General features: G+C 67.2%; 17 protein-coding genes. 6 read left to right on the forward strand and 11 right to left on the reverse strand.

All coding sequences use genetic code 11. The features are described from left to right. Positions 1-7: 7 nt before the first annotated feature. The 6 genes from AU193_RS07290 to AU193_RS07315 form a co-directional block, all read right to left on the reverse strand. Entirely contained in the window at positions 8-1,171 is a 1,164-nt protein-coding gene (locus tag AU193_RS07290) for an LLM class flavin-dependent oxidoreductase (protein ID WP_064421697.1), read from the reverse strand. Between the two features lie 9 nt (positions 1,172-1,180). Further along, a complete protein-coding gene (locus AU193_RS07295) occupies positions 1,181-1,666 on the reverse strand; it encodes a DUF456 domain-containing protein (RefSeq protein ID WP_064421698.1) in 486 nt (161 codons plus the stop codon). 10 nt (positions 1,667-1,676) lie between these two features. After that, on the reverse strand, positions 1,677-2,420 hold the full coding sequence (locus tag AU193_RS07300) for a methyltransferase domain-containing protein (RefSeq protein ID WP_064421699.1): 744 nt from the start codon (positions 2,418-2,420) through the stop codon (positions 1,677-1,679). 86 nt (positions 2,421-2,506) lie between these two features. After that, on the reverse strand, positions 2,507-3,370 hold the full coding sequence (locus tag AU193_RS07305) for an SDR family oxidoreductase (protein ID WP_064421700.1): 864 nt from the start codon (positions 3,368-3,370) through the stop codon (positions 2,507-2,509). Positions 3,371-3,381: 11 nt separating this feature from the next. Continuing rightward, a complete protein-coding gene (locus tag AU193_RS07310; protein WP_064421701.1) occupies positions 3,382-4,782 on the reverse strand; it encodes an aldehyde dehydrogenase family protein in 1,401 nt (466 codons plus the stop codon). Positions 4,783-4,893: 111 nt separating this feature from the next. After that, positions 4,894-5,529, reverse strand: coding sequence for a TetR/AcrR family transcriptional regulator (locus tag AU193_RS07315; protein WP_064421766.1), 636 nt, complete (start codon positions 5,527-5,529; stop codon positions 4,894-4,896). Between the two features lie 146 nt (positions 5,530-5,675). Here AU193_RS07315 and AU193_RS07320 point away from each other — a divergent pair, with 146 nt between their 5' ends. Beyond that, a complete protein-coding gene (locus AU193_RS07320) occupies positions 5,676-6,242 on the forward strand; it encodes a TetR/AcrR family transcriptional regulator (protein ID WP_064421702.1) in 567 nt (188 codons plus the stop codon). Between the two features lie 14 nt (positions 6,243-6,256). Then, a complete protein-coding gene (locus AU193_RS07325; protein WP_064421703.1) occupies positions 6,257-8,425 on the forward strand; it encodes an FUSC family protein in 2,169 nt (722 codons plus the stop codon). On the opposite strand, the gene AU193_RS07330 is transcribed toward AU193_RS07325, so the two are convergent. Beyond that, positions 8,406-9,374 carry a pirin family protein gene (locus tag AU193_RS07330; protein WP_064421704.1) on the reverse strand — a complete coding sequence of 323 codons (969 nt, stop codon included), beginning with the start codon at positions 9,372-9,374 and terminating at the stop codon, positions 8,406-8,408. The two genes, AU193_RS07325 and AU193_RS07330, sit on opposite strands and share 20 nt — an antisense overlap. A gap of 101 nt (positions 9,375-9,475) precedes the next feature. Between AU193_RS07330 and AU193_RS07335 the strand changes: the two genes are divergently transcribed. Then, a complete protein-coding gene (locus AU193_RS07335) occupies positions 9,476-9,745 on the forward strand; it encodes a hypothetical protein (protein ID WP_064421705.1) in 270 nt (89 codons plus the stop codon). 154 nt (positions 9,746-9,899) lie between these two features. Here the strand turns inward: AU193_RS07335 and AU193_RS07340 are convergent, their stop codons facing one another. Beyond that, complete coding sequence (locus AU193_RS07340; RefSeq protein WP_064421706.1) at positions 9,900-10,208, reverse strand: hypothetical protein; 309 nt, start codon at positions 10,206-10,208, stop codon at positions 9,900-9,902. A gap of 283 nt (positions 10,209-10,491) precedes the next feature. Between AU193_RS07340 and AU193_RS07345 the strand changes: the two genes are divergently transcribed. The 3 genes from AU193_RS07345 (at position 10,492) to AU193_RS07355 (ending at position 13,123) form a co-directional block, all read left to right on the forward strand. Next, on the forward strand, positions 10,492-10,791 hold the full coding sequence (locus AU193_RS07345; protein ID WP_064421707.1) for a hypothetical protein: 300 nt from the start codon (positions 10,492-10,494) through the stop codon (positions 10,789-10,791). Positions 10,792-10,895: 104 nt separating this feature from the next. Beyond that, positions 10,896-12,278 (forward strand): acyl-CoA dehydrogenase family protein, encoded by a 1,383-nt coding sequence (locus AU193_RS07350; protein ID WP_064421708.1) that lies wholly within the window; start codon positions 10,896-10,898, stop codon positions 12,276-12,278. Positions 12,279-12,310: 32 nt separating this feature from the next. Then, on the forward strand, positions 12,311-13,123 hold the full coding sequence (locus AU193_RS07355; RefSeq protein ID WP_064421709.1) for a DUF427 domain-containing protein: 813 nt from the start codon (positions 12,311-12,313) through the stop codon (positions 13,121-13,123). On the opposite strand, the gene eccD is transcribed toward AU193_RS07355, so the two are convergent. Genes eccD through AU193_RS07370 form a run of 3 tightly spaced genes read right to left on the reverse strand, consistent with a single transcriptional unit; the run spans position 13,120 to position 16,657 of the window. After that, a complete protein-coding gene (eccD, locus tag AU193_RS07360) occupies positions 13,120-14,646 on the reverse strand; it encodes a type VII secretion integral membrane protein EccD (protein ID WP_064421710.1) in 1,527 nt (508 codons plus the stop codon). The genes AU193_RS07355 and eccD overlap by 4 nt on opposite strands. Further along, positions 14,643-15,956, reverse strand: coding sequence for a MinD/ParA family protein (locus tag AU193_RS07365; protein WP_082682870.1), 1,314 nt, complete (start codon positions 15,954-15,956; stop codon positions 14,643-14,645). The genes eccD and AU193_RS07365 overlap by 4 nt, the downstream gene beginning before the upstream one ends. Next, positions 15,881-16,657 carry an ESX secretion-associated protein EspG gene (locus AU193_RS07370; RefSeq protein WP_156425147.1) on the reverse strand — a complete coding sequence of 259 codons (777 nt, stop codon included), beginning with the start codon at positions 16,655-16,657 and terminating at the stop codon, positions 15,881-15,883. The genes AU193_RS07365 and AU193_RS07370 overlap by 76 nt, the downstream gene beginning before the upstream one ends. Between the last annotated feature and the right edge of the window lie 29 nt (positions 16,658-16,686).

Consider the following 16,686-nt stretch of genomic DNA (forward strand, 5'->3'; position numbering starts at 1 on the left):
ATCCGCCTCAGCCGCCGCCCTTTTCGGCCTCGTACTTCTGATTCATGTGCTCGATCGCGGACAGCTGCGTCTGGGCCAGGTCCGCGCGCACATCGCGGGCGCGCGCCGCGGCGTCGAGTGTCGGCTGGGCCTGGCCCTGGAAGTGCGGCATGACCTCGGCGGCGAACAGTTCCGCCGAGCGCCTGGTCGCGGCGGGATTGGCCCATTCGTGGCCCATCTGGAGCATGCACCCGAAGCCGCCGGACTGATCCCACAACCGCTGCACCTGCGCGCGAGCCTGGTCGGGCGTACCGATCACACCCGCACCGGCGTTGTTGATGATGTCGACGACCTCGTCGATGTTCTCGCCGGGCACCTCCATCTGCGGGAACGCCGCGACCTTCTGGAAGTAGCGGTACCAGTGTTCGATACCGAAGCGGACGTCGGCGCGAGCCTGCTCCTCGGTTTCGGCGATGTGCATGGGGCACACCAACGACCAGTTGCGGCGGTCGACCGTGGTGCCGAACGCGGCCGCACGTTCCTCGGCGATCCCCCAGTGGTGGGCCAGCGCATCGAATCCCTCGACCACGAGCGTCGCACCGATCGACAGCAGGCCGATTCCGTGCTTGCCGGCCAGCCGCGCGCCGGTCGGCGACGCCACCGCGGCGACCGCGAGCGGAATGCCGTCCTCGGTATAGGGCGCCAATTGCAGTCTGGCGTCGTGAAGTTCATGGGTGGCGGTCTTCGCTGACACCGTCTCGCCCTTGAGTAACCGCACGACGATGTCGAGGTTGGTCTCCAGCAGTTCGCGGGTGTCGGTGGGCGTCAGGCCGATCATCGCCGAATCGGTGGGCAGCGAGCCGGGCCCCATGCCGCCGATGATCCGGCCGTGGGTCAGGTGGTCCAGCAGCATCAGCCGGTCGGCCACCCACAGCGGGTTGTGATACGCCAGGGAGATGACGCCGGTGCCGAACCGTATCCGCTTGGCACGCTGTGATGCCGCCGCGATGAACACCTCCGGTGAGCTGATGATCTCGCTTCCGGCAGAATGGTGTTCGCCGATCCAGGCCTCGTCGAAGCCCAGCGCGTCGAGGTGCTCGACGAGCTCCAGATCGCGCTGCAGTGCGAGCGTCGGGTTGGTGCCGGCACGGTGGAACGGTGCGATGAAGTATCCGAAACGCAGCTTGGCCATCTGTGCAAGCTACTGCGTCAGGTACACCCCGATGACCCAAACGACCGTAGCGAGCAGCGCACCGGTCATTTCCACGCCGACCGACAGGGCGACACCCTTGAGCGCGTGCTTCGTCGAAGTCCACGCCGCGCGCCGATCGTGCCGGTTGGTCAGTTCGGTGAGGTAGACACCCAATACGAAGCCGATAGCCAGCCCGAGAACGGGGATCACGAAGAAGCCGATCACGCCGAGCGCCCCGCCCGCGACAAGGCTCGAGGTGCGCACGTCGGCCTCACGCATCCGCCGGACGGGCCACGTGTACTTGATCAGCGCCGCGGCGCCGAGCAGCACCGTCACCACGGCCAGCGTCACCCACGCGGTCGGGTTCCCCTCCACGACGGCCCACACCGCGATCGCCCCGAAGACCAACAAGGTGCCCGGAAGGACCGGCACCACGATGCCGACGACGCCGACCGCGATCACCAACGCGACAAGCACGATCCCGCCGGTGCTCATGTCGTCGAATCTACGGGTGCTGGGCCCGCACCCACTGAATGTTGCCGATGGACTTGGTGCGCACGCTGACGAATCCGCGTTGCTCGAACATGTCGCCCAGTTCGTCGTCGGCGAAGAACCGCGCCCCGCCGCTGGACAACCATCGCAGCGGCGGCGGCATCTTGCCGACCGTGGGCACCATGATCGCGATCCGCCCGCCGGGACGCAGCACGCGGTGCATCTCGGCCACCGCCGAGGACGGCTCCGGGATCAGCTGCAGCACAGCCAGCGACGTCACCACGTCGAAGGCCGCGTCCCGGAACGGCAACCGCTGGGCGTCCGCTCGCAGGAACCCGACGTTGGGACCGGCCTGAGCGCTGACCGCCCGCGCCAGCATCGGTCGGGAGACGTCGATGCCCAGCGCAAGCCCTTCCGGTCCGGCCGCACGGGCCAGCGAAGCGGTGACGTTGCCCGGCCCGCTTCCGACGTCGAGCGCGACACCGCCCTTCGGGATGTCGAGCCAGTCGATCGGCAATTGCCACGCGCCCACGAATCTGCGGGCCAAGCCCTGCGCGTAGTCGTAGAACGTCGAACCAGGCCCGGATGCCCACACCGCCTGGATCAGACCCCGGTTGGCCGGCGGAGCCTGGTTGCGCGACGCCGCGTCGTCGAGCAGGTCCAGGTAGCCCTGGCTGACGTCGAGGCGCGTCGGCGGATCGGCGAACAACTCGACCGCCCGACGCAACGCCGGCGGAAGTGAAGACGTATCGGTCACTCCTCGACGCTACCCGTGCGATTTGTGAGTGATTTCGTTCGCTCTCACCGAACGTTTTCACGCACGAATCACCATGCCGGGAGAGCTCAGCCCAGGCTGAACGTGGCCCGCTGCGCCGCCGACAGGTCGGTGATCTCGCCCCACTTCGCGGCGATGTCGTCGACAGAGGGCACCTCGGTGAAGGTGATGCCCTCGTTCTGGAACAGCGCGGTGCGCTGGACTTTGCCGCCGCCGACGATGAACACCGAAGCGGTGTCGGGCAGTTCCTCGGTCATCAGGTAGGCCACCACCGGCGCAACGTATTCCGGCGTCAGCTTCTCGAAGACCTCCGGCGGCAGGATGTCCTGTGTCATTCGGGTCGCCGCGATCGGGGCGACCGCGTTGGCCTTGATGTTGTACTTCGCGCCTTCCTGGGCCAGCGTGTTGATCAGGCCGACGAGGCCGAGTTTGGCCGCGCCGTAGTTGGCCTGGCCGAAGTTGCCGAACAGGCCGCTGGTCGAGGTGGCCACGACGACGCGTCCGAAGCTGTTCTCACGGAAGTGCGGCCAGGCGGCGCGGATCACGTTGTAGCCGCCGTACAGGTGCACCTTGAGCACGGCGTCCCAGTTGGCGAACTCCATCTTGTGGAAGGTGCCGTCGCGCAGGATGCCCGCGTTGGAGACCACGCCGTCGACCTTGCCGAACTCGTCGAGCGCGGTCTTGATGATGTTCTCGGCGCCTTCCGGTTCGGCGACGGAGTCGTAGTTGGCTACCGCCCGGCCACCGGCGTCCTTGATCTCCTGGACGACCTGGTCGGCCATCGCCGAACCGGCGCCGGTGCCGTCACGCGCACCACCGAGGTCGTTGACGACGACGCTGGCGCCCTCCTTGGCGAGCGTCAGCGCGTATTCGCGCCCGAGTCCACCTCCGGCCCCGGTGACGACGATGACGCGATCCTGCACTCCTGGCATGGGGTTCCTTTCTAGAAGAGCCTCTTGGCGAGCTTCAGCGCCTTCTCTGTATACGGGGGATAGATGAATGCGCCGACGTCGGGTCGGGTCGGCTTGGTCATCACGGACTTCTTGTGGCTGAACTGCTCGAAGCCATACCTGCCGTGGTAGGCGCCCATGCCCGACGGGCCGACGCCGCCGAACGGCAGCTTGTTCGTGGCGAAGTGGAACAGCAGGTGGTTGACCACCATGCCGCCGGCGGGCACCTCCTTGATCACCCGCTCGCGGATGCTCTTGGTCTTGGTGAACAGGTAGGCCGCCAGCGGCTTGGGCCGCGAGTTGACGAAACTGATTGCGTCGTCGAGTGATTGGACCGTCACGACGGGCAGGATCGGACCGAAGATCTCGTCGGTCATCAACGGCTCCGCCGGGTCGGGGTCGACGACGACGGTGGGCTGGATGCTGATCTTCGACGCGTCGGAACCGCCGCCGATAACCACCTGACCCTTGGTGGCGGCCAGCGCGTCGGTCAGCCGGCCGAAGTGGCGTTCGTTGACGATGCGCTTGCCGTCGGGGTTCTCCGACTCGAAGGTCTCGACCGCGGCCTTGATCTTGTCGACGAGCTGGTCGCGGATCTTCGCGTCGGCCAGCACATAGTCGGGTGCGATGCAGATCTGGCCCGAGTTGATCAGCTTGGTCCACGCGATGCGCTTGGCGGCGACGTCGACGTCGGCATCGGCCGATACGATCACCGGGCTCTTGCCGCCGAGCTCGAGCGTCACCGGCGTCAGGTGCGGCGCCGCCCCTTCGTACACCTTGCGGCCGATCTCGGTGCCGCCGGTGAAGCAGATGTGGTCGAAGCCTTGGGCGATGAGCTCCTGGCTGACCGAGCCGTCGCCCTCGATCACCGCGATCGCGTCGGTGTCGAGGTAGCGCGGCACCAGCTCGGCCATCAACGCCGACGACGCCGGGCAGACCTCCGACGGCTTGAGGACCACGGTGTTACCGGCCGCGATCGCCCCGATCGCCGGGCCCAGCGTCAGCACGAACGGGAAGTTCCACGCGCCGATGACCAGCACCGTGCCGAAGGGCTCGTACTCGACCCAACCCCGGCCGGGCAGCTGCGACATCTCCAGCAGCCGATAGCGGCGCCGGGTCCACTTGCGGAGGTTCTTCGCGGCATCCTTGGCCTCGCCGGCGGTGCTCGCGATGTCGGCCAGCCACGCCTCGAAGCGGTTGCGGCCCAGATCCTGTTCGAGCGCGGCCGCGATGGCCTCCTCGTTCTCGACGGCGAGGCGCTCGATCGCCTTGAGCTGCTTTCTGCGCCACTCGATGTCCCTGGTTCGTCCGGTCTTGAACGTCTCGCGCAGACGGCGGACGACGCTGGGAATGTCTTCGGTGGCTTGTGCCGGCGTGGCGATATCAGTGGTCATGGGGAGTCCTTCCTGACCCGAGGAATGCCCCGATCCTAACCAACCGGTTGGGCCGCCCAGAAGGGCGCTCTTCAGTCCCTGTACGCGACGACGAAATTGGAAAACCCGTCGTCAGGACTGCAGGCGCCAGAGGTTGTTGGACATCAGCAGCTCGAACTGGCGCACCACCGCTTTGAGCTCGTCGTGGCTTCCGACGAAGCCGGCGTAGAAGCCCATGCCCCACATGACGGCGACCAGCATCTCGACGAGCGAGTCGACCTCGGTGTCGGTGGTGAGCTCGCCGCGTGCGATCGCATCGTTGACCGCCCATGCCACGAACTCGCGGGAGTGCTTGAGCGAGTCGTGTTCGTCGTCGCTGAGCTCCGGATGGCGCTGGGCCTCGAGCACCGATGTCACCAGAAATGCTGCCGCCGAACGATCTTCGGAGTCGGCCTGCATCGCTGCCGTGAAGTACGCCGACAACCTGGCGAGCAGATTGGTTTCGTCTTGCGCGCGCGCCTTTCCGGCGCTAACTATCGCGGCGTTGGTCTGCTGCACGACTTCGCGCCATAGAACCTGCTTGTTGGCGAAATAGTGGTTGATCGCGGGACGCGTCAGATCCGAGCGAACGGCGATCGCCTGGAAGGTCGCGGCATCGTATCCGAGTTCGCTAAAAACCTCGCGCGCGGCTCCTATGATGCGCTCACGCGTCTCGGCAGCCTTCGCTGCGGGGGGACGACCCGGACCTCTACTCGCCGTATACGGCACGGTCAAATTGTGCCACACGTCACTTCCGTGGTGAGACATCAGCTTCGTCAGACGCCCCCACCTGCCCATTGTCAGCAAATTGCAAGTGCTCGCGGCCGGGAAATTCGACGTAGGAATCGGCCGGACTTGGAACTAATGTCCAGGCAATGGGCAGCGTCGTATCGCGGACCGGTTACTTCGACGTGGGTATCGAGATTCTGTCCGATCTGGGATACGGCGGTCTGAAGCTGGCGGAGGTCTGTCAACGGCTCGGCGTGACGACCGGGTCGTTCTATCACTACTTCCCGAACTGGCCCGCCTACACCAGGGAGCTGCTCGCGCACTGGACGCAGGAGCGCACCGTGCGGGTGATCGAAGCGGTGCGCAACGAGCCAGACCCGCGCCGCCGCATCGAGGCCCTCTTCCAGACCGGTCTGGATCTCCCTCATAGTGCCGAGGCCGCCATCCGGGTGTGGAGCAGGCTGGACCCGCACGTGCACGAGGTGCAGGTGGCGGTCGATCAGCAGCGCTTCGACATCTTGTACGAGTCGGCGTTCGAGATCCTGCACCACAAGCGGCAGGCGCAGCTGTTCGCCGAATGCGCGGTCTATGTCTTCGTCGGTTATGAACAGACGACGTTGCCCCGCGACCCCGAGGGGTTGCGCTGGATCTCCGGGCAATTGCGTGAAGCCCTCCACGACGGTCGGTTCGCGTCGGTCCTCGACGGTGAATAGCGCGGGCGCCGGGGTTGTCGCTCACTGAAGTCGTCACCCCGGTGTGGCGCCGAGCGGAGAACCGCCTGCGCCGGCGCGATCCGGAACTCGACGCGCTGCGCCGCGCGATCCGGGCGGCCATCGTGCTGCCGATCGCGGCCGCGGTGAGCTTTGCGGTCGGCGGTGGAACCCAGACGCCGATGATCACGATCTTCGGTTCGGTCGCGCTGCTGATCCTGGTCGACTTTCCGGGAAACCGGCCGGCTCGCGCGCTGGCGTATTTGGGGCTCGCCTTCAACGGCGCCGTCTTGATCACGCTCGGCACGCTGGTGGCTCCACATCCGTGGCTCAGCGTCGCGGCGATGTTCGTCCTCGGGGTGGTGGTCACGTTCGCCGGGGTGCTCAGCGAGATCATCGCCGCCGGACAGCGCGCCACGCTGATGACGTTCGTGTTGCCCGCGTGTACTCCGGTGGGCCCGATACCCGATCGGCTGCTCGGCTGGTTGATAGCGCTCGCATGCTGTGTGCCCGCCGCCCTGTTCCTCCTGCCGCCGCGCCACCACGACGAGTTGCGCGGCGGTGCCGCTCGCGTGTGCGACCGACTGGCCGACTGTCTACAGGGCACTACCCCGGCCAAGAACGTCAACCGGGCGATGAACCAGCTGTGGGAAACGTTCTTGGGCGCCGACTACCGTCCGGTCGCACTGACCGCCGGCAGCCGCGCCCTGGTCCGGGTGGTCGACGATCTCGGTTGGCTCTCGGACCGGATCACCGACGGCACTGGGCGGCTCCTCGGGGATATGAAGTACCCGCTGATTCGGGTGCTGCGGGATTCGGCGGCCGTCCTGCAGATCTCCGACGTCTCGACCCGCGCCGCCCGCACCGCCGACCTCGAGGAGGCGCTCACCGAACTTCGCGAGATCGCCCAAGGCCGCTACCGCGAGGACATCGTCGAGATCCTCGCCTCGTCGGACGACGCGGACGCGATTGCCGTCGGCCGGAAATTACTTGGGCGACGGACCTTTTCGGCGACGGTCGGGGTCACCGGCCGCATCATCCGCAACGCCGCGGCCGCCGATGCCCGCCCGGTCTGGGCGCGGGTACTGGGCCGTGGTCTTCCCAAGACCGGGACCGCGGACTGGGTGATGCCCGAGACGACGGCCGTCGCCGCCATCACACGCGGATTCCTCGCCACCCGGGCGGTGGTCCTGCGCAACAGCATTCGGACCGGTCTCGGCTTGGCGCTGGCGGTCGCCGTCACCCACCTGTTTCCCCTCGAGCACGGATTCTGGGTCGTGCTGGGAGCGATGTCGGTGCTGCGCAGCAGCGCGCTGACCACGGGCACGCGGATGTTGCGCGCCGTCGCCGGTACCGCGATCGGATTCCTGTTGGGCGTCGGGCTCATCGAACTGGTCGGCGTCGATCCCGTCGTCATGTGGATGCTTCTGCCGGTGGTGGCCTTCGGATCCGCCTTCGTGCCCGAGGTCGCCTCCTTTATCGCCGGGCAGGCCGCGTTCACGATGATGGTGCTGATCATCTTCAACCTGATCGCGCCGACCGGGTGGAGCGTCGGGCTGATCCGCGTGGAGGACGTTGTGGTCGGCGCGCTCGTCGGGGTGGTGGTGTCGGTCCTGTTGTGGCCACGGGGTGTCGGTAATCGGTTGGGTCGGGCCATCGACGACGCCTTCGCCGTAGGCGCGACGTTCCTTCGGGCGGCGGTGTTGAAGGTGACCCGCGGTGCGTCGGAGGAGGCCGCCGACCGGGTGATGACGCTGAGCCAGCAGGCGCTGCGCGCGTCGCGGACCGCGGATGACGCCGTGCGGCAATTCCTTTCGGAGAGCAGCGGACCGACCGATATCCGCGCGCCCGCCGTGCGATCGGCAAACCGGGCCGTCAGGCTGCGCGCCGCCGCCGAACTGATCGCCGACGTCGTTCCTCCGCCGCACGGGATCTATCCGAGGACCCGAGAGGTGCTCGAAACGCACGCCGAAGCGATCTGCGCGAGGGTGACCGGCGGCGCGGTCGATCCGCCGCCGCCGCTCAGCGACGACTTCGTGACGGCGCTGCGCGCCGAGGCCACCGACGACGAGCTCGCCGTACCCGCGGCGCTGCCGTTGGTGACCGTCGCCGCCCATCTCGGGGCGCTGAACCTGCTGTATCCCAAGCCCGCACCCGCACGGTCGACTAAAGGCGGTGAGGCATGAGGGCGTTCGGAGGGATTCGGCCGAACTTGCCGGCCTGATAATCCTCGAGCGCCTGGATCAGTTCGGATTTGCTGTTCATCACGAACGGGCCGTACTGGAACACGGGTTCGCGAATCGGAAGGCCGCCGAGAACCAGCACCTCGAGGGCGGGACGGTGAGCGTCTTGGCTCTGCTGTGCTTGCACCCTGATCCGATCGCCGGGCCCGAGTACCGCGAGCTGCCCCTGCTGGACCGGATGTGCGACGGGGCCGACCGTCCCGCGTCCGGACAACACGTAGACCAGCGCGTTGAAGTCACGTCTCCACGGCAGGTCCAGTCGCGCACCCGGCTGAATCGTCGCATGGGCCAACGTGATCGGAGTATGTGTCGCGCCGGGGCCGACGTGACCGTCGATGTCGCCGGCGATGATCCGAACCAAAGCGCCACCGTCGTCGGACGACAACAGCTTGACCTGGTCGCCCTCGATCGCCTGGTATTTCGGCGTCGCGAACTTGTCCTTGCGGGGCAGGTTGACCCACAACTGGATTCCGTGGAACGCGCCGCCGCTCTCGACGAGTTCGGCCGGTGGCGTCTCGATGTGCAGGATGCCCGAGCCGGCGGTCATCCACTGAGTGGCGCCGTCGGTGATCAACCCGCCGCCCCCGTGAGAGTCCTGATGCGCGAACCGGCCGTCGATCATGTAGGTGACGGTTTCGAACCCGCGGTGCGGATGCCAGTCGGTGCCCCGTGGTTCTCCCGGTTCGTACTCCACCTCGCCCATCTGATCCATGTGGACGAACGGATCGAGTTCGGCCGCGGGGACACCGGCGAAGGCGCGGACTACGGGAAAGCCCTCGCCCTCGAACCCGCGGGGTCCCGTGGTGATCGACCGGACGGGCCGGTCGGTGTCCGACGGTCCGGCTGCGGCGAGGCGGGGAAGGGTGAGCGTATCGACGGTAACAGCAGGCATACTCCATTTAACCGGACCGTGGTCCAATTCATTCCGGCCCGGGTGCCGGGCCTGTGGATGACTTCGCGCGGCTGCCGGACCCTGGCGCTAGTCTTTCGTACATGCGTTCGAATCGAATCTCCGATGTGCTCACCGAATTGGAGGCGCTCTATCGAGAGCTCGCGACAATGCGGCTTGACGGGCTGACACGTACCGAGCTCTACGCGCTGATCGAACAGCTCGACAGGCTCGACAATCAGGCGGCAGCTCTCGAGCAACGGCTCTTCGGTCGTCTGCTTCTCGACCACGGCGCGGCGCCCCGGGATGTGGCCCGGCGTCTACGGATCTCACCGGGAGAGGCGCGGCGGCGTCTCGGGCAGGCCGCTTCGTAGCCATGAGCGGGCGCGGAGTCATCGATCGCGCGACGGTCGTGAAGGCCCTTGATGCGTTGGATGCCGCCCTCGATGAGGTGTTGTCGCGTCGAATGGCTACCCCCGGCCGACCTCGTAATCGGCCGGCGCCGTGATCGCCGGTGCGTTGCATGCGCTACTCCGCCTTGGGCTTGAGCGTCCAGGCGGGGATCCAATGCGTGACGGGTTTGCGGCGCGCGCCGTAGGCGATGTCGTAGGTCACCAGGCCCCACCAGTAGCCCTGCTCGCACAACCCCCAGCACGTCAGCCGCCCGTCGACCACCGCGTGCATCTGCAGACCCGCGGGGTTGTAACCGCCGACCGCATGCGGCTCACGGGGAAAGACGGCGGCCAGGTCGACGAGCACAGTGATCGGCGGATCGACGCGACGGAAGGCTTGCTGCACGGGCTGGCCGTTGTACCCGATGCCCTTCAGCTCGCCCATTGCTCGATCATACGTTCGAATGGGCGAGGCCGAAACGAACGGTCGTCGGGCCTTCGAGACGCGGCCAGGCGCGCAGCTCCATGGCCCCGACAGTTGGGGCGAGCTCGGACTTCGAACGTAAGCGATCGGCTGCCGCGGAGCATGATTCCTGCCATCCGCCAACCAATTTCTGCCAACGGAATTAAACCGTTGACCACGCGGTTTCCAAGATCAGCTGCAGCTACGAACCGCGACACATGCCACGGCTCGGATACGAAACGGGACAACAGAAGAAGGCTCCGAAATGAAGAAGTTTGGTATCTCTACCGTCGCCGCCAGCGCCTTGGCCGCCGCACTGATCGGACTGGCCGCACCCGTGCAGGCCGCACCGTCGGGACCCGGAAATGCGCAGCAGACCATCAGCGAGCTGGAATCGCAAGGCTTCCGCGTGATCGTGAACCGCATCGGAAATGCCCCACTGGACAAGGCGTCGGTGGTGGCGATACGCCCCGGTCAGACCTACACCCAGACCGACAGCCTGGGCGTCGGCGGTGACCTCAACACCCGGGTGATCAACAAGACCGTCTATGTAGACGTCAAGTAACTCACCGACCGACAAGCCCCTGGATGAACCCCTAGCCATCCGGGGGTTTGTCCTTTTCAGCGAACAAGTGTTTCGGAACGCCGCCGCGCGGCTAACTCCCTTTTGTGGCCTTCGACTTGACGCCCACCGAGGCACAACATGACCTGGCGCGACGGACCCATGAATTCGCCGAGCAGTGCGTCCGTCCAGTGGCGCTCGAGTACGACCAGCGCCAGGAGTTCCCTTGGCCGGTCCTCGAGGAAGCCGCCGCCCGGGGCTTCTACAGTCCGCTGTTCTACCGCGACCTCATCGGCGACCCGACCGGGCTTTCCCTGCCGATGTTCATGGAGGAGCTGTTCTGGGGGTGCGCAGGCATCGGTCTCGCCGTCGTGATGCCGGCGCTCGCGCTGTCGGCGATCGGTCAGGCCGCCTCACCCGAACAGATGCTCCAGTGGGCACCCGAATGCTTCGGCACCCCAGGCGATCTCAAGCTTGCGGCGCTGGCGATCTCGGAGCCCGAAGGCGGCAGCGACGTCCGCAACCTGCGCACCCGCGCCCACCGCGACGGCGACGACTGGATCATCCACGGCCACAAGATGTGGATCGGCAACGGCGGCATCGCCAACGTGCACGTGGTCAACGCCGTCGTCGACGAGGAACTCGGCCACAAGGGGCAGGCACTGTTCATCGTGCCCGGCGGCACACCGGGCCTGGAAATGGTCCGCAAGCTCGATAAGCTCGGCTGCCGCGCATCGCACACCGCCGAGCTGAAGTTCAACGGCGTCCGCGTCCCCGCAGAGAACCTGCTCGGCGGACAAGAGAAGCTCGAGTACAAACTGGCCAAGGCCCGTGAGGCGATCGAGGGCGGTAAGCACTCCGGCTCGGCGACGCTCGGGACCTTCGAGCAGACGCGCCCGATGGTCGCCGCTCAGGCGCTTGGAATAGCCAGGGCCGCCCTGGAATACGCGACGGAGTACGCCAACCGGCGCGAGGCGTTCGGCGCGCCGATCATCGACAACCAGGGCATCGCGTTCCCGCTCGCCGAACTCGCGACCTCGCTCGACGGTGCCCGTCTGCTCACCTGGCGCGCGTCCTGGATGGCCGCCAACGGCATTTCGTTCGAACGCGGCGAGGGCTCGATGTCGAAGTTCGCCGCCAGCGAGGTCGCGGTCCGCGCCACCGAACGCGCCATCCAGACGATGGGCGGCTGGGGTTACATCAAGGACCATCCCGTCGAGAAGTGGTATCGGGATGCCAAGCTGTACACCATCTTCGAGGGCACCAGCGAGATCCAGCGGGTCGTCATCGCCAATGCACTCGGCGCCGCCGACGGTAAGCCTCCGCTGCACTTCGACCTCGAACCCTCGGGCGGTCCGTTCAACAAGATGTTCGGCCGCGGCACTCCGCTACGGGGTCGCGCCGCCGATGCCGCGCTCTCGGCCAAGGACCGGGTGCCCGCACCGGTGATGCGGATGGCGATGAAGGTCTTGCGCCCGCCACGCAAATGACTCACCGATGACTCGCCGATAGGGGGTGCCCGATGGCCCTTCGGATGGCCGACCTCCTGCGCGGAAGCCTCGATGCCCTCCGGTACGAACCGACACCCAAACGGATCCGCGTGGCCCTGGCCGGTGAACCGCTCGTCGACACCTGTGACGCCGTGCTGGTGTGGGAACCCCGCCGGATCCTGCCGACGTATGCGGTTCCGGTCGCCGACCTCGTCGGGCAGTTGGTGCCGGCGGGCGCCGAGTCCGGCGACGACGACATGGACCGTCCCGGTGCCGACCGTTCGGTGCTGGATCCGACGGTCTCGTTCGGCACCCATTCGTGTCCCGGCGCCGAATTCGACGTCGTCGCGGGCGAGGAAACGGCACCCGCAGCCGCCTTCCAACCCGAGGACCCCGACCTGGCCGGCTACGCGGTCCTGGACTTCGGCGCGTTCGAATGGCGCGAAGAGGACGAACCGATCGTCAGCCATCCGCACGACCCGTATCACCGCATCGACATACTGGCCGGCAGCCGCCATGTCCGCATCGAATCGGACGGCCGCCTGCTCGCGGAGTCGACGCGCCCGCTGTTGCTGTTCGAGACTCATCTGCCGGTGCGGTACTACCTGCCGCGCGACGACGTCGTCGCCGATCTCGTCGACAGCGACACCGTCTCCTACTGCGCGTACAAGGGGCGGGCGTCGTACTTCTCGGTGCCCGACGGGAAGCGCGACGTTGCATGGACCTATCACGATCCCCTGCCCGACGGTGAACGCGTCCGCGACCGCATCTGCTTCTTCGACGAGCGAGTGGACGTCACCGTCGACGGGGTGCGCCGGGACCGCCCGTTGACGCAGTGGAGTTAGAACCGCAAGTTGCGCAGCAGGTCGTAGACGCCGGCGATCCACAGCAGCATCGGGATCACCGCGGCGATCGCGGCGCCGTCAAGCAATTCGAGGATCCGTTTCGTCACCGGCGAGATCCGGCGCACGTTCGCGGTGGCGCCGACGACGGTCAATGCAACGATCCCCGTGAGCACGTAGATCGCCAGGACAAGCCAGGACCTGTCCGGATACCACAGGCACAGCCGAACCATCACACCCGTCGCGATAGCGACGGTCGCCGTCAACAACGCCCAGGCACACCATCTTTCGGCATACAGCCGGGACCGAAAGCCGCAGATCATCGCCGTCAGACCCGCGACGATCATGCTGTGGACGAAGAAATGGCCCTGCTTCACAACGGCGATCGCGCCGACCGACAGCACCAGTGCTCCCGCGGTGACGAACCCGATCAGCAGCCGCCTGGCCAACTGGCTGCGCTCGTGCAGGCGCGCCGCCGACTCCGGTACGGAATCGATGATGGCCTGCCAGGTCGGCGACTCCTCATCGCTTCCCGATGTCGCGACGGGATCGAGCAGTTCGTCGTTGGACACCGTCTCGCCCGGTGCGGGGATCGGCGGCAACGCGATGCGGGCGACGGCGACCGTCAGTTTGGCCGCGTTGGTGACCACGATCAGGCCGAAAGCGATTGCCCCCGCGGGAACCCAGTGCTGCCATCCGTAGCCGAACGCGATCGCCGCCCCGAATGCCGCGATCGACGTGACGGCTAGGAACGACGCCAACTCCGCTCTTCGGCGGGGTCCGCCGCGGGTCGCCAACGTCAGCAACAACACCACGGCGGCGGCACCCGCGATCTGCGGTGCGCCCAGCGATTCGACGCCCCGAGGAAGGGGGACCGCCAGGGCCACCGCACCGGCGATCGCCGGCAGCGCCGCCGTCAGCAGGCTCTCGGCGAGGTCGATGTTCTGGTAGCGGTTCTTCGCCAACGCGCTGCCCCCGAGCAGACCGAACCCCAGCACCCCGAGAGCCGCCGCCCACCACCAATCGTGCCCGGCCCGCGACCAGGCCAGCACCGCCATCGCCGTCACCACCATCGACACCAGCGGAATCGCTACTCCGACAAAGCGGTTGAGCGCCGAGCGGTCGAACTCGGGCGACTCGTCCAGCACGGCGATCGCGTCGATGACGTCCTCGACGAGCGGCCGATAGCGTTCGGTGCGGCTGACCGTCACCAATGTCAGAAGCGCTCCGTCGACGATCCCCGCGTCGTCCAGCGACTCGTTGAACCTCAGCGGCGGTGCACCGGGTCTGGCGAACGCCCACACGCCTTGCGCCTTGAAGTCGAACCCCGCCAGTACATCCTTGGGTGTGTCTTCGAGAAGCTCGGCCAACACCGAAACGGTCTCGTCGATGTAGGTCTCGATCGGCGCGGCCGCCGGCAACACCAGATCGGTCATGCGGCGGCCGGTGAGGATCGTGACCCGGGTGGTCGACGGCCGCCCGGGCGTGACGCTCGAGGCGGATGTCGCTGCGGCGGTTGCTGTCACCGACGTTCGAGCCTGTCGAAGTCATCGGACAGGGCGGCGGCCAACTCCACGATCCGGCGACGGAACGTCTTGCCGAGCAGTTCCAACTGGATCTCGGTGCCCCCCGCGATGTGCTTGTCGTAGGGCAGCACGATGACCCGGCCCGGCGGTACGTGACGCTCGAACTGCGCGACCAGATCGTCGACATCGATGTTCGGCCTGCCGGACACGATATGGTTGATCACCACGCACGAGCGGCTCAGCAGATCCTGGTATCCGTTCTGCCGCAACCAGTCCATGGTCATCGCGGCTTGCCGGGCGCCGTCGATCGACGCGCTCGCCACGATCACCAGACCCGAGACCGTCGACAGCACGCCGCGGGCAGCCGGCTGGAACAACCCTGCACCGCAGTCCGCGAGTACGAGGTTGTAGTAGCGCGACACGATGTTCGTCACGCCCTTCCAGTCCCCGTCGTTGAACTCGCGTCGCGCTCCGCTGTACTCCTCGCTCGAGAGCACCTCGAGGTTCGCGCCGTTCATGCTTGTGTACGCGCGAATGTCGTTGTAGCGCTGCAGTTCCTTGTCGGCGAGTAGATCGGCGATGGTGCTCGCGGACTGGCGGCCCGCGCGGTCGGCGAGGTTGCCCCCGTCAGGGTCCGCGTCGACGGCCAGGATTCGGTCACCGCGCACTTTGCTCATGGCGGACCCGAGCGCCACGGTGACAGCGGTCTTGCCGGCACCGCCCTTGAGCCCGAACACACCGATCTGGTACGAATCCCGGGCATTTCGGCGGATCCGGGTGTGCAGTTCCATCTCGTAGAGCTCGTCCGGCGACAAGCCCAGGTTGATTCGCGTCAGCACGTAGAGCACGTGGCGCCAACCCCGCTGAGGCGGCATCTTCACCGCCGACTTCACCCCGACATGCGCTAGCGCGTCGATCGCGCGGTGATTACCGATGGTGGCCGCCGACGTCTGCGCGGGCGCGGCGTCGGCGAAGGCACCGGTCTGGTCCGGTTCGGCGAAGTGCCGGCTCGGCGCGGGGGCGGGAGCCTGCCGCGGCGCCGGTGTGGGAACGGGCCGAGCCTGCTCGAACCGTGCGCCCGCCGCCGTACCGCCCATCGGCACGCGCATCATCGAATTCGGCTGCGGCGGAGGCGTTGTCGACCGCGCGGGCGGCATCTGCGTGGTGATCTCGTTCTGCTGCGGCGGCGGCGCCTGACCCACCCTGGTCTGCCCGGCTGGAACCGTCTGCCCCGTCATCTCCTCGGGAACGTACCCACTGGGCATCGGTGCGGGCGGACGGGAGGCCGTACCGGTGGCGTCGCGGTCCACTGCGTCGTCGGCTGTTTGGACAGCGTCTCCCGCGGAGTGGAAAAGCTGCCGTAGAGTTCACCGCCGACCCTCCGGGGTATCGACACGATCCGTCCGTGCTTCGAGTCCAGCACGCCCGCGGCGACGCCGGCCTGAGTGAACGTGCCGCCCGGATGCCGCTCGATCGCGGTGATCTCCGCCCAGCTCTGCGGGTCGGCGATGATGTCGGCGTAGGCGCGCGCCGAGGAGGGCCCGATTCCGTAGGCGGCGATCTGGTTTGCCTCGCGGCATGCGGCGAGTTTGCTCGCCACGCCCGTCAGCGGTTCGACGTCGGCGGGTGTCGCGGTGCCCAGCACCGTCGTCACCATGCCCGCCAGACCAACCTGGGGGGCGACCCGCTGCAACACGAGCATGTCGCCATCGCGAGCCGCGACGACGTGGCGGTCACCCTTGCGGCAGACCACGAACCGGATCAGCTTTCCGCCGACGTCGCGTCGCCACCAGCGGGCTTCCAATGTGCGGTCCGCCCGGCTCAACGTGTCGACCATCGCCGCCACCTCGGGGTGCGGATGCCCGAACGCGTCGAGTACGCCCTGTGCGGTCAGATCGCGGGCCACTTGGTCCCATACGCGGTCACGCAGATCGGGCTGGGGGATGTTCAGCCGGATGCCTAGGGCGGTGGGGAATTCCATCGATCCGAGCCGATCGGCGATGACCAACATTCCGTCGATGGTGACCTCGGCGCCCACCA

Source organism: Mycobacterium sp. GA-1285 (assembly GCF_001499905.1).
Classification (GTDB): Bacteria; Actinomycetota; Actinomycetes; order Mycobacteriales; family Mycobacteriaceae; genus Mycobacterium.

What these genes read in the sequence shown, in the direction of transcription:
- AU193_RS07290 (WP_064421697.1), bottom strand. Translation starts at nt 1,171, where the DNA reads ATGGCCAAGCTGCGTTTCGGATACTTCATCGCACCGTTCCACCGTGCC.
- AU193_RS07295 (WP_064421698.1), bottom strand. Translation starts at nt 1,666, where the DNA reads ATGAGCACCGGCGGGATCGTGCTTGTCGCGTTGGTGATCGCGGTCGGC.
- AU193_RS07305 (WP_064421700.1), bottom strand. Translation starts at nt 3,370, where the DNA reads ATGCCAGGAGTGCAGGATCGCGTCATCGTCGTCACCGGGGCCGGAGGT.
- AU193_RS07310 (WP_064421701.1), bottom strand. Translation starts at nt 4,782, where the DNA reads ATGACCACTGATATCGCCACGCCGGCACAAGCCACCGAAGACATTCCC.
- AU193_RS07320 (WP_064421702.1), top strand. Translation starts at nt 5,676, where the DNA reads ATGGGCAGCGTCGTATCGCGGACCGGTTACTTCGACGTGGGTATCGAG.
- AU193_RS07330 (WP_064421704.1), bottom strand. Translation starts at nt 9,374, where the DNA reads ATGCCTGCTGTTACCGTCGATACGCTCACCCTTCCCCGCCTCGCCGCA.
- AU193_RS07335 (WP_064421705.1), top strand. Translation starts at nt 9,476, where the DNA reads ATGCGTTCGAATCGAATCTCCGATGTGCTCACCGAATTGGAGGCGCTC.
- AU193_RS07340 (WP_064421706.1), bottom strand. Translation starts at nt 10,208, where the DNA reads ATGGGCGAGCTGAAGGGCATCGGGTACAACGGCCAGCCCGTGCAGCAA.
- AU193_RS07345 (WP_064421707.1), top strand. Translation starts at nt 10,492, where the DNA reads ATGAAGAAGTTTGGTATCTCTACCGTCGCCGCCAGCGCCTTGGCCGCC.
- AU193_RS07355 (WP_064421709.1), top strand. Translation starts at nt 12,311, where the DNA reads ATGGCCCTTCGGATGGCCGACCTCCTGCGCGGAAGCCTCGATGCCCTC.
- AU193_RS07370 (WP_156425147.1), bottom strand. Translation starts at nt 16,657, where the DNA reads ATGTTGGTCATCGCCGATCGGCTCGGATCGATGGAATTCCCCACCGCC.